We start from the raw sequence: 11,200 nt of genomic DNA, 5'->3' as shown, positions 1-11,200 counted from the left end.
TCGCCGGACGGGTACGCCGCCAGGGCCTGCTCCGCGTACCGCAGCGCGGCCTCGGGCCTGGCCCGGATCTCCGCGATCTCGGCGGCCAGCGTCAGCGCGTCCCCGGCGTCGTCCGGGTCCTCCAGCCGGCCCTGCTCGGCGGCCTCCGCGAGGTCGGCGGCGACACCGAGCGGATCGGCCGTCCCGAGCGCCGAGCGGCGAAGTTCGGCGAGGTCGGCCTTGGTGAGTATCTCTCTCGTCGGCACGATCTCACGGTACGTCGCGGTACTCGCGGTAGGCGGGCAGATCACCTGTTACGCCGCTCTCACGCCGCCGCTCATGCCGCCCGCCGGGCGGACTACGACCACGCGCCGGCCGCCGCGGCCTGGGCGGCGTAGCTGTCGAAGTCGAGCGGGTCCCGCCCGAGAACCCGACGTACCCCGTCGGTCGGTTCGGCGAGATGGCCCGCCCGCATCCCGGCGAACAGGGCGTTCAGCGCCGTGGCCGTCTCCGCCGGACAACCCTCGGCGAGCAGTTCGGCGTGGTACTGCTCCGGGGTGAGTTCCACGTAGCGGATCGAACGGCCGCTCACTCGGGCGATCGTCGCCACCGCTTCGGCGAAGGTGAGCGCACGAGGACCGGACAGGTCGTACACCTGTTCGTGGTGACCGGGCGACGTCAACAGCGTCGCGGCCACGTCGGCGACGTCCTGGGCGTCGACGAACGGCTCCGGCATGGCGCCCATCGGCAGGGCCAGCCGACCGTCGAGCAGTGGTTGGCGCCACAGGTCCTCGCTGAAGTTCTGACTGAAGTTGTTCGGCCGGATGATCGTCCACTCGATGCCGGATTTCCGCACCGCCTCCTCGGCGGCGAGCATGCCGGGGGAGAAGTCACCGACCCGGTCGATCCCCCGGCCGGAGAGCGCCACGATCCGGCCGACACCCGAGTCGACCGCCTGGGTCACGAAGTCGGTGGCCGGCGCCGGGTCCTCCGGGGCGAGCAGATAGACCGCCGAGGCGCCCGCCAGGGCCGGCCGCCACGTGTCCCGCCGCGACCAGTCGAACCGCACCTCACCCGAGCGAGAGGCGGCCCGGACGTGCCGACCCGCCGCCCGCAGCGTCTGGACCAGCCTACGACCGGTCTTGCCGGTGCCGGCCATCACGAGTGTCGAAGGTGCGTCAGTCGTCATGACCACGAGTCAACGCGCCCGGCTGCGGGCGGGACATGTCCTGTCGTACGCCAGGCATGTCCGATCGTCCGCGGTCCATCCTCCGCGATCTATCGTCGGTGACATGGACCCGTTCGACAATCTGCTGCGGGGCGTGCACGCCGACGGCGCGGCCTTCGGCCGGTCGGTGCTGACGCCGCCGTGGGCGCTGCGGTTCACCGACGGCGCCCCGCTGACGCTCTGTGTCCCGATGCGGGGCGAGGGCTGGATCTCCCACCCGGAGAGCGACAAGCCTCGCCTGGTCCGCGTCGGCGAGGCCGCCACCGTACGCGGGCCGGCGCCGTTCGTCTTCTCCGCCGAGCCCCGGTTGAGCTTCGAGCCCGGGGAAGTGCGGGACGTCCGGCGCGGCCAGACCGGGGTGGTCGACCCGGCCGGCACGGACCACACCGACCGTCTCGTGCTGCTGGTCGGGGTGTACCACGTCCGGGGTCGGGTGCCCCAGCGGTTGCTGAACGCGCTGCCGCCGGTGCTCGTCGTGCCGGAAGACCAGGACTGCGCCGCGCTGCGCGACTACCTGGACGCCCAACTCGACGCGGGTCGGCCCGGACGGCAGGTCGTGCTGGACCGACTGCTGGACTGGTTGTTGGTGTGCACGGTGCGCGACTGGTTCGACCAGCCGGAGGCCGAGGCGCCCGGCTGGTACCGCGCGCTGAGCGACGACACTGTCGGTCCGGTGCTGCGCGCCATGCACGACGCGCCGGGACGGCCGTGGACCCTGGCCAGCCTGGCCGCGCAGGCCGGGGTGTCCCGGTCCACGCTGGCCAAACGGTTCACCGCGTTGGTGGGCGAGCCGCCGCTCACCTACCTGACCGACTGGCGCATGACAGTGGCCGCCGACATGCTGTCCGAATCGACAGCGACGGTCGCCGCCGTGGCACGTCACCTCGGGTACGCGGACGCGTTCGGCTTCAGCGCGGCCTTCAAACGCGTGCACGGCATGAGCCCGAGCGGGCATCGACGACTCACCCGGGTCGACGCCACGGCGGCGTGACCGGTACTCCTCCCGACAAGGCGAAGACCGGCACGGAGGTCAGGACGCAGGGCCGCGACCCCGGAGGCGCTGCTGGCCGACTTCCGCGCCGACGTCGAGGCGGGACGCCTGCCGGAGGTCTCCTGGATCACCGCGCCCGAGGCGTACACCGAGCACCCGAACTGGGAGCCGGCGTACGGCTCCTGGTACATCTCGCAGGTCATCGACATCCTCGCCTCGAACCCCGAGGTGTGGAGCAAGATGGCGCTCTTCATCACCTACGACGAGGAGGGCGGCTTCTTCGACCACGTGGTCCCGCCGACGCCCCCGCAGACCCGCGAGCACGGGCAGTCGACAGTGCCGACCACCAACGAGATCTTCCCCGGCGACGCCGACCACCCGGCCGGGCCGTACGGCCTCGGCATCCGGGTGCCCATGGTCATCGTCTCGCCCTGGACGCGCGGCGGCTACGTGAACTCCCAGGTCTTCGACCACACCTCACTGATCAAGTTCCTGGAGGCGCGGTTCGGGCACGGCCGCCCGGACCTGATCGAGCAGAACATCACCCCGTGGCGGCGGGCCGTCGTCGGCGACCTGACCACGGCCTTCGACTTCCGGCACCCGAACCGCTCACGCGAGGTCAGGCTGCCCGACACCGACGACTTCAAGCCCGAGGAGTTGGTCCGGCACCCCGACGAGGTGCCGGTCCCGCCGGCGGACCAGCGGCTACCGAAGCAGGAGCACCGCGTACGCCCGGCGCGGCCGATCCCGTACACCCTGCACGCGGACGGGCACCGCGGCGACGACTCGTTCCGGATCGACTTCCGCAACTCCGGCGGGGTCGCCGCGGTCTTCCAGGTCCGCCAGGCCGGCAGTGCGGACGCCCCGCGCAGCTACACCGTCGAGCCGGGCAAGCACCTGACCGACACCTGGCCGGTCACCTCCGGGTACGACCTGTCGGTGCACGGGCCGAACGGCTTCTTCCGCCGGTTCACCGACGGTCGAACCCACCTCGACGTCACCCCCGCCTACGACGAGCGCGACTACAAGCTGGCCCTCACGCTCAAGAACCGCGGATCGAAGCGGGTCGAGGTGACCGTCCGGGACGGGTACAACGCCCGCCCGGTCACGCTGTCGCTGCGCCCCGGCGAGACCGAGCGCGTCACCTGGGCGCTCGCCCGCACCCACGGCTGGTACGACCTGACGGTCTCCGTCGCGGGCGACGCCGACTTCGCGTACCGCTGCGCGGGTCATGTCGAGAACGGCAAGGACAGCATCAGCGACCCGGCCCTCGGCGGGCTCGTCTAAGCGTTCGTCACGCCGACGTCCGAGCGCGGTGGATCAGCCCGGCGATGTGGTGATGAGCGTGATGCCTCACAGTCATCATGCTCATCACTGCGTCCGATCCCTCAGACGTCACGTTCCGTGGTCCTGGCCGAGCATGGTCGGGGCGGTCAGAACTCCTCGTACACCGCCGGGTCCTGGTCGGAGAGTCGCCCGTCCGGGCGGCCCAGCGCGGTGATGGCCTCGACCTGCGCGTCGGTGAGCTTGATGCCGAAGACATCCAGGTTCTCGACCTGCCGCTGCGGGGAGGCGGCCTTGGGCAGCGGAATCACCTGACGGGCCACGTGCCAGGCGAGGATCGCCTGCGCCGGACTGACGCCGTGCGCGGTCGCGATCTCCACGACGACGGGATGCTGCTGCAGGTCGTTGCCATGGCCGAGCGGGCTCCACCCCTGCACCAGGATGCCGTTCTCCCGGTGGTAGTCGAGCGCCTCCTGCTGCGGAAAGTACGGGTGCACCTCGATCTGGTTGACCACCGGGGCGACCCCGGTGGCGGCCACCAGCCGCTCGATGTGCTCGGGCAGGAAGTTGGAGAGCCCGATGTGCCGAACCAGGCCGCGCTCCCGCGCCTCGATCAGCGCCCGCCACGCCTGCACGTACAGGTCGACCTTCGGGTTCGGCCAATGGATCAGGTACAGGTCGACCCGGTCGAGGCCGGTGCGGAACACACTCTCCTCGATGGTGGTCAGCGCCTCGTCGTAGCGGTGGTGCCGCCCCGGCAGCTTCGAGGTGACGACCAGCTCGTCCCGCAGGTCACCGGCCGAACGGGCGGCCCGGCCGACCGCGCCCTCGTTCTCGTAGTTCACCGCCGAGTCGATCAACCGGTAGCCCGCCCTGATCGCCTGACCGATCGCGTCGACACCCGCCGAGCCGTTCAGCCGGTACGTGCCGAGCCCGATCGCCGGCAGGGTGGTGCCGTCGGCCGCCGTGAGATGGGGAATCGTCATGGTTGATCTACCTTTCGTCGACCGTGACTGGACCCTACCCGCACGGATTGGGCCGCCGAGACCAACCGGTCGATCAGCTCAGGTCGGCGTCGGTTGCCGCCTCGTAGACCGTCTCGACGGGCCGGATCACCTTGACCATCGAGGCAAGGTACTCCTGCGTCTCGGGATCGGTGGAGTAGATGATCGTGCCCTTCATCCCGCGGGTCAGCAGGACTTTGTAGGTGTTGCGGATCAGTAGATCTGCTTCGGCGTCGCTGACCGCCTTGCGGCTGCGGAACGCTGGATCCTTCGACTCCTCGCGTCGTGTCACCAACCGGCCGTCCCGGGCGACCAGGTCCGGCCCGACGATGACGCCCGACCAGTCGTACTCGAAGCCCTGCGCCGTGTAGACGCAGCCCACCTGGCCGAAACCGTTCGGGTCGGTGGCCCAGAACGCGCTGCCTGGCGCCTCGCCGACGCTGCGGTCACTCTTGACGTTCCAGGGTCGCGACCAACCGCCTACCTGCACGTCCGGCACCAGGCTGTCATCCGGACGTGGATCGCTCCACGGCCAGCAGTACCCGGCCGACATCCTGGCGGTCACACCGGGCACCTGCTTACTGGCGAGGAAGGCTTCCATTTCCTCTGGCGAATCGGCGAAACGTAGGTCGACCTTCCCGTCGCCGGTCCAGACCGACGGCTCGCCGCCATCGAGACCGAGCAGGTCAACGACCCAACCCTCGTACGTCTCACTGCCGCCGCAGCGGAACTGGCCGTGCAAGGACACAACCTCGACGTCAAGCTTGAGCTGCTTCGCGTACGACGAGATGACCTCGACGTTGCCCAACTCGCCCGGCTTCACCACTTGGTGCTCGTCGAGCAGGAAGACGGGCACCCGGGCCGCGGCGATGAGTTCGTCGATCTGCGAACGGGCCTCCGCCCGCCTAGCTTTCGGCGTGAACCGGTTGACGGAGGTCTCCCGGATGCGGTGCGCCTCGTCGCAGATCAGGACGTCCAGACCGTTGCGTTCGGCGGACATGAAGCTGTTGAAGTAGCCAAACAGACTCTTCAATCGGGTCGAGCCCGTGCCGGCGTATTTACGCAAGGTCTGCGTGAACGACCGCGAGCCCGTGGCGTGCATGACGGAGCGGTTCTGGCGCGCCAACTCGCCGAGCACCGACAGGGCGATCACGCTCTTGCCGCTGCCCGGTCCGCCCGAGACGACCACTACCGACTTTCGGTCCGCCGACCGCGCCTTCTCCACGGCGTGCAACACCAACTCGTACGCTACGCGCTGCTCATCCAGCAGCGTGAAGCGCGAACGATCCTTCAGTTCTTGGGCGGCGTAGCGCAGCAGATGTCGGCTGGGCCGAACCGAGCTGGTGAGGAAACGATCAGCCGCGCCAGCACCAGGGGCCGGGGCGAGGTGAGCGCGTAGGTAATCGAGGAACTGGCCCCGCCGCTGCTTCGTGAAGATCCGGCTCTGCTCGGTCGCCTTGCGATCGAACAGATCACGGATGTCACGGTCGGTCGCGTTGTGCAGGTACGCCGCCCCACGGACCGGGTTCCGTTGCTCGGTGAGGATGCCGAGAAAGTCCGTCAGGTACTCGCAGTAGAGTTCGACCTGGACACCGGGGTGGAGCCGTGGGCCACGCGCGTGCTCCACCGCCACGAGGTTCTCTGAGCCCTCGTGGGACTCGGCGTGGGACCACTGCTTCAACTCGACGACGATGTAGGAGTCCTGGGACGTCCGAGGGTCCACACCGGCAAGCACCACGTCCACCCGCTTGCTGGTCAGCGGCAACTGATACTCGACCAACATCTCCACCTGGCCCAGGCCCGCGTCGGCGAGATCCTGCCCCAGCACGGCGAGGCTGTGCGACCAGGAACGACGTTCAGCCGGGCTCACGTTGCGCCCGATCTGCTCCACGATCCTGTCTGCGAGCATGCCGGTGCCGCTCAGGCGTAGCAGACCATCGGCAGACGTACGGAACGCTGACAACACTTGCCCCCGGGCAGCACGAAGTGATCGTGCGCATGGGGGGCGTGTCCGGCAGCCGCCGGAAGCCCGTCGTGACGCGCTTCTACGTGATGGACTGTAGCGAAGAGATCAACTGAGCGCCATGTTGACGCTGCCCGCGGCTACCGCTTCGCCGCCGAGCCGCGAGCCTGCTCAACGGGGTAGCGGCGGGCTACCTCCTCGAGCTTGGTCAGAGCCGCCTCTGTCAGGTCGATGCCGAGCACGTCGGCGAGCCGAGTCAGATAGATCATGACGTCGCCGATCTCGGCCCTCACCCGGCTACCCGCGTCCGGGTCAGCCATGACCGTCGCAGACTGCTCCGGCGTGAGCCACTGGAACTCGGCAATCAGCTCACCGACTTCGCCAGCGAGCGCCATGGCCAGGTTCTTGGGCGTGTGGAACTGTTGCCAGTCCCGTTCCTCCGCGAATGCCCGTACGCGGCCCGTCAGGTCGTCCATGACCCGGAGCATCGCAGATTGACGCGTACCGCCGGGCACTGAGGAATCCGTGCAACGAAGTGACTACTGACCGTTGTCATTGGGGTTTGTTGTAAGGAACGGGCCGGTTGCAGGCTTGGTCCGGCCTCCTGACTGGCCCTCATAAGGTGGGCGAGGGCTGGGCTCTGATGACTCCTGTGGTGAGGGTTTGGCTACGGTGTTGGCTTTCGGGTGTCGGGTGGGGTTAGCCGGTGCAGGCGAAGGCGTGCCGCGCTGGTAACGACGGGTAGGAGGCCGCAGTGGAGATGACCGAGCAGCTCATTTCCCGGACGGATGCCGACAATCGCCACTGGGTGCCTCAACCGGAGCGGCCCCTCGCTGGTCCAAGTTACTGAGGACAGCACCGAAGGGGACCCTGTTGTGGCCGGTTAGGAGCGCGTGTTGACGGATCTCGTCAACATCAGGGGCCGTCTCGGCCACCAGCCGCTCGATGTGCTCGGGCAGGAAGTTGGAGAGCCCGATGTGCCGAACCAGGCCACGCTCGCGCGCCTCGATCAGCGCCCGCCACGCCTGCACGTACAGGTCGACCTTCGGGTTCGGCCAGTGGATCAGATACAGGTCAATCCGGTCGCGCCGGTTCCGGGTGATCGCCCGTCAGTCGAGGACCCACCCTTCAGCGGGTCGGAACGCCGTTCGGTCTCGGGAGATCCATCGCGGCGGGCGGAGCGCCCGCTTTCCGGTGGTCGTCCCGGTACGAAGAGCACCGGGAAAGCGGAAGCACCGAATCCGGGAAGGCAGAAAGCGGCGGGATTCAGCAGACGTGCGTCCGCCAACTCACCTTCGTCACGGTCATGGGAACGTAGAAGAACCCGTCACCAGGAGTAGCACAGTCCGTGCCGGTGAGAGTCATTCCTTGGGTGGTGAACGACCAGCTAATCTCGGCGTTCCGGTTCGTGTAGTTGTAGTAGTTGAAACCCGTGATGTTGCCGCTCCACTCCGTGGTGGTCACCAGGGACGGAGTCGCCGTAGGAACCCCGTTCGGGTGGTCCCAGTGGGGCCAGACGCAGAATGTGCCCGGCTGGCAGTTCCCGGGCGGGTAGACGCCGGCCCCCGACTGGGGTGCCGCCGAGGCAGGAGGGGCAACAGCTAGCACACCTGCGATGACCCCGGCGATGGCGAAGGGTTTCAACAGCACGGCTACCTACTTCCATTGAAGAGAATGAATTAATTCAAGCTACCGCCGGAAAGTTGCACCGTCAAGTACCTGCGCTACCGCCCAGGTGGACGGCCGCATCATTCGCAGCAAGGTGGGCGATGCGACACGATCGCCGCAGCTTGCGACGACAGCAGGACCATCGGTCGGCGGCCAGGGGTCAGGGCGACGAGCTGCTCCCGCACCGCAGGCCGTGGCGCCTACGGTCACTGACGGCAGGGCGCCAGCCGGGAACCCGGCCGCCGGCCGATCCGGCCACCTCCGAACGCCCCGCGACTCGGGTGGCAGGCGACCGGCTCGCAGCCAGCTCTGCGTTCGGGCCGCTCAGCGACAGCGATCAGCGGCGGGTTGGTTGACACGGGGAACATAATCGATACAAATAAATCTATCCCTGGGCTGAACGAGCTCCGGTCCCGCCCTGAACACCGTTAGGAAGGGAAGCTCATGCGCAGATTTACCAGCCGAATCGCTGCGGGTCTCACCGCCGCCTTGATCACCACACTGGCCGTGACGATACCGGCGTCGCCCGCAGCCGCTGTCGAGACGCTCAAGGTTCCCGACACCGGCCTCGTCTTCTACCAGGCCTACACGCAGATCATCGTAGGCAGGCAGGCCACGCCCGACGGTATCTGCCGCCCGGTCCCGGCCGAGGCGATCTGGGCGATCGGCTGGAACGGCTTCGGTTCCGTCTCGGGCTACCGGACCTCCGACTGCACCGGCGCTGCGTCCGAGCTCAACAACTTCCACAGCTGGCCGTACGAGGGCTACTACCTCTCCTACCGGGCCGGTTGACATTTCTTCGACGCATCCGCCGTCGACGGCAAGGTGTACGTCGGTTACATCGGTCGTCATCTCACAAACACCATGACGTCGTAGCCTTGCTGTGGCGAGCTCGCGGCTAACCCTCGCCCGGACCTTCGAGGTGACGACGGCAGCGTCTACCCCAACCGATTGCTACTCGTCAGCGTGGACAGCAGCAGCGGGCCGAGCCTTTGCCGACGAGGACGCTGCGGCGTACGGCGATCTGTGGCTTGTGCGCGCCCTCGAGCCGATCAGCGGAGAGCCGCACCGCGCAGTCGTATCGACGCCGGACTTTGCGCGTGAATGGTGGCCGGTGGGAGCAGGACTCGTATTGCTTCCATGCACGATCGGTGAAGGCGAACTAACTGGCCCTTCCGTCGCGCCTGGTGGCCGCGATGAAGTCCGCCCACGCTTGGGCGGTGAAGGTGAGAAGCGGTCCGGTGGAATCCTTCGAGTCGCGGACGGCGACAGTGCCAGGGAGGTTGGTGGCGACCTCGACGCAGTTTCCACCGTTGTCGCCGCTGCGGGTGCTCTTACGCCAGACGGCGCTGGTCAGGTCAGTCATGCCACATCTCCCCGACGATTCGCTTGATCATGTCCCTTGAGTCTGCCTGACCGAGGGCGAGCGCATCCAGACCCTTCCAGACGTCTTCATAGGCCCGAAGCTCGTCTGGCTTGTCGAGGTAGAGCGCCCCGGTCAGCGATTCGCTGTAGACGACCGACGGTTCCGGTGCGGCTCGTCCGCCCTTCGTGGCCGGGAATTCCAAGACCACAAAGGATCCTGCGACCGCACCGGGATGTGGCCCTGCCGCGAGCGGCACGATACGAACCGACACGTTGGGCAGCTCCGATGCTTCGAGCAGGCGGGCGAGCTGCTCACTCATCACGGTCGGACCGCCGACGACACGGCGTAGCACCGCTTCCGAGAGAACGGCATCCAGGTGCGGCGGCTGTGGAAGCCGACGAGTGAGCAGGATCTGACGCTGCAGCCGTACCTCAACCGCCCGCTCGCGCTCCTCGGTGCTCAACCGGCTCGTGGGTCGGAAAAGACCGAGTGCGTAGGCACGGGTCTGGAGCAGTCCGGGGATCAAGTTTTCGCCGTACTCGCGAAGGTGGGCGGCTGCGGATTCCAGGCCCACGTAAAGCTCGAACCAGCTCGGCACTGCATCGCCGTACGCGTGCCACCAGCCCTTCGACTTCGTCTCTACGGCCAGCCCGCGCATCGCCTCGGTCATCTCGGGCGACACCCCGTACAGCTCGCACATCGCCTTGACGTCAAGGACACGGACCGAGCCCTGGCCGCATTCGAGGCGCCAGATCTTCTGCCGGCTGTATTCGAGGGCTTCGGCTGCGGCGTCGAGCGTCACGCCGGCCTCGTTGCGGAACTGCCGCAGCAGCCGGCCGAGCTGCCGACGCGGCACGGTCGATCCGATGTCTTCGGGCATCCGCGCACTCCCTGGTTCCAGCACGCAACACTGCGTGACCTGCTCCTGCAACTCCTACGGGTTTCAGCAAAGAAAGTCAATGCACAACAGCGAAATTGCGGTTTAGAACGTTGCGTTTCCACTCCGGAGTGTCGCAGGCTGATCACAGCACGGCGGCCGTCCGGTCCCTCGAACGGCCGCCGTGCTTCCCCGAGCACCCTCGCCCCCGTGTCAGGAAGGCAGGCAGAAATGAACGCCAGAGACCAGCGACCAGGGACGGCGAGCGGTGGTGCGACCTGCCGCTCCGCCGCGTACGCAAGCCTGTTGCCGTGGCAGGTGCGTGAGCGCCGCTTCCCGCCCGTCGGGCTCGGGCGTCGCGGCCTGAAACCTGACGACGTGTACGCCTTCCTCGACCGGGTCGCCGTCGACATGGCCGCTGTCTACGCCGCTCTCTCCGAGAGCCGCCGCGAGACGGCCCGGATCAAGGCCGGGCTGCGTCGCTGGCAGACCGATCAGGCCCGCGCCCGCAACGAGCGGGGCCAGGACAGATGAGCCAGCGGTACGTCATCCACCTGCCCGTCGTCGCCACAGACCTGCCCGCCGCGCAGCGCCTGGCCCGGGTCATCGGCCGTTGGATGCTGGTGCTGCCGATGACCGACCCGGGGGAGACGACCGTCTCCGAAGAGGACCATCAGCTCGTCCGGCACCGGGTCTTCTGCGACCTGCCGATGGTAGTCGGCCGGCGTTGCCTGCTCCGCGACGGCCACGATGGCGCCTGCTCCCGCCGCCTACGCCGCTGACGTACCGAACATCCAGGATCGCCCGATTCACGGCGACTTCCATAATCGGTAGCCCCAC

Annotated in this window: 12 protein-coding genes and 1 pseudogene; 5 read left to right on the top strand and 8 right to left on the bottom strand. The window is 68.0% G+C overall.

Going from position 1 to position 11,200, the window contains the following annotated elements:
- A pseudogene (locus KBX08_RS22710) lies at nucleotides 1–245 on the bottom strand (hypothetical protein); the annotation flags it as partial.
- Between the two features lie 92 nt (nucleotides 246–337).
- Entirely contained in the window at nucleotides 338–1,168 is an 831-nt protein-coding gene (locus tag KBX08_RS22705) for an NAD(P)H-binding protein (RefSeq protein ID WP_210785431.1), read from the bottom strand.
- Nucleotides 1,169–1,271: 103 nt separating this feature from the next.
- Between KBX08_RS22705 and KBX08_RS22700 the strand changes: the two genes are divergently transcribed.
- A complete protein-coding gene (locus tag KBX08_RS22700; RefSeq protein ID WP_210785430.1) occupies nucleotides 1,272–2,198 on the top strand; it encodes an AraC family transcriptional regulator in 927 nt (308 codons plus the stop codon).
- A 69-nt stretch (nucleotides 2,199–2,267) separates the two neighbouring features.
- Nucleotides 2,268–3,485, top strand: coding sequence for an alkaline phosphatase family protein (locus KBX08_RS22695; protein ID WP_307850609.1), 1,218 nt, complete (start codon nucleotides 2,268–2,270; stop codon nucleotides 3,483–3,485).
- A 146-nt stretch (nucleotides 3,486–3,631) separates the two neighbouring features.
- On the opposite strand, the gene KBX08_RS22690 is transcribed toward KBX08_RS22695, so the two are convergent.
- From KBX08_RS22690 to KBX08_RS33965, 4 genes are all read right to left on the bottom strand, one after another.
- Complete coding sequence (locus tag KBX08_RS22690; RefSeq protein WP_210785429.1) at nucleotides 3,632–4,468, bottom strand: aldo/keto reductase; 837 nt, start codon at nucleotides 4,466–4,468, stop codon at nucleotides 3,632–3,634.
- Nucleotides 4,469–4,541: 73 nt separating this feature from the next.
- Nucleotides 4,542–6,395: a DUF2075 domain-containing protein gene (locus KBX08_RS22685; protein ID WP_247669868.1), complete on the bottom strand. Its 1,854-nt coding sequence runs from the start codon at nucleotides 6,393–6,395 to the stop codon at nucleotides 4,542–4,544.
- 194 nt (nucleotides 6,396–6,589) lie between these two features.
- Nucleotides 6,590–6,925 (bottom strand): nucleotide pyrophosphohydrolase, encoded by a 336-nt coding sequence (locus KBX08_RS22680; protein WP_210785427.1) that lies wholly within the window; start codon nucleotides 6,923–6,925, stop codon nucleotides 6,590–6,592.
- Nucleotides 6,926–7,222: 297 nt separating this feature from the next.
- The gene (locus KBX08_RS33965; protein WP_307850608.1) at nucleotides 7,223–7,552 is read right to left on the bottom strand and encodes an aldo/keto reductase; all 330 of its coding nucleotides are present in this window, start codon (nucleotides 7,550–7,552) and stop codon (nucleotides 7,223–7,225) included.
- A 1,009-nt stretch (nucleotides 7,553–8,561) separates the two neighbouring features.
- Here KBX08_RS33965 and KBX08_RS22670 point away from each other — a divergent pair.
- The gene (locus KBX08_RS22670) at nucleotides 8,562–8,909 is read left to right on the top strand and encodes a hypothetical protein (RefSeq protein ID WP_210785426.1); all 348 of its coding nucleotides are present in this window, start codon (nucleotides 8,562–8,564) and stop codon (nucleotides 8,907–8,909) included.
- Nucleotides 8,910–9,279: 370 nt separating this feature from the next.
- Here the strand turns inward: KBX08_RS22670 and KBX08_RS22665 are convergent, their stop codons facing one another.
- Together KBX08_RS22665 and KBX08_RS22660 are read right to left on the bottom strand one after the other, a co-directional pair.
- On the bottom strand, nucleotides 9,280–9,483 hold the full coding sequence (locus KBX08_RS22665) for a DUF397 domain-containing protein (protein WP_210785425.1): 204 nt from the start codon (nucleotides 9,481–9,483) through the stop codon (nucleotides 9,280–9,282).
- Nucleotides 9,476–10,363, bottom strand: a complete 888-nt coding sequence (locus KBX08_RS22660; protein ID WP_210785424.1) for a helix-turn-helix transcriptional regulator — start codon at nucleotides 10,361–10,363, stop codon at nucleotides 9,476–9,478. The genes KBX08_RS22665 and KBX08_RS22660 overlap by 8 nt, the downstream gene beginning before the upstream one ends.
- A gap of 228 nt (nucleotides 10,364–10,591) precedes the next feature.
- Between KBX08_RS22660 and KBX08_RS22655 the strand changes: the two genes are divergently transcribed.
- A complete protein-coding gene (locus KBX08_RS22655) occupies nucleotides 10,592–10,894 on the top strand; it encodes a DivIVA domain-containing protein (RefSeq protein WP_210785423.1) in 303 nt (100 codons plus the stop codon).
- Nucleotides 10,891–11,142: a hypothetical protein gene (locus tag KBX08_RS22650; protein ID WP_210785422.1), complete on the top strand. Its 252-nt coding sequence runs from the start codon at nucleotides 10,891–10,893 to the stop codon at nucleotides 11,140–11,142. The genes KBX08_RS22655 and KBX08_RS22650 overlap by 4 nt, the downstream gene beginning before the upstream one ends.
- Nucleotides 11,143–11,200: the final 58 nt, after the last annotated feature.

Origin of the sequence: Micromonospora sp. H61, from assembly GCF_018070325.1 — a bacterium.
GTDB classification, from domain to species: Bacteria; Actinomycetota; Actinomycetes; order Mycobacteriales; family Micromonosporaceae; genus Micromonospora; species Micromonospora salmantinae.
The sequence above is the reverse complement of the archived record's forward strand: the minus strand, read 5'-3'. Positions and strand labels throughout refer to the sequence as shown.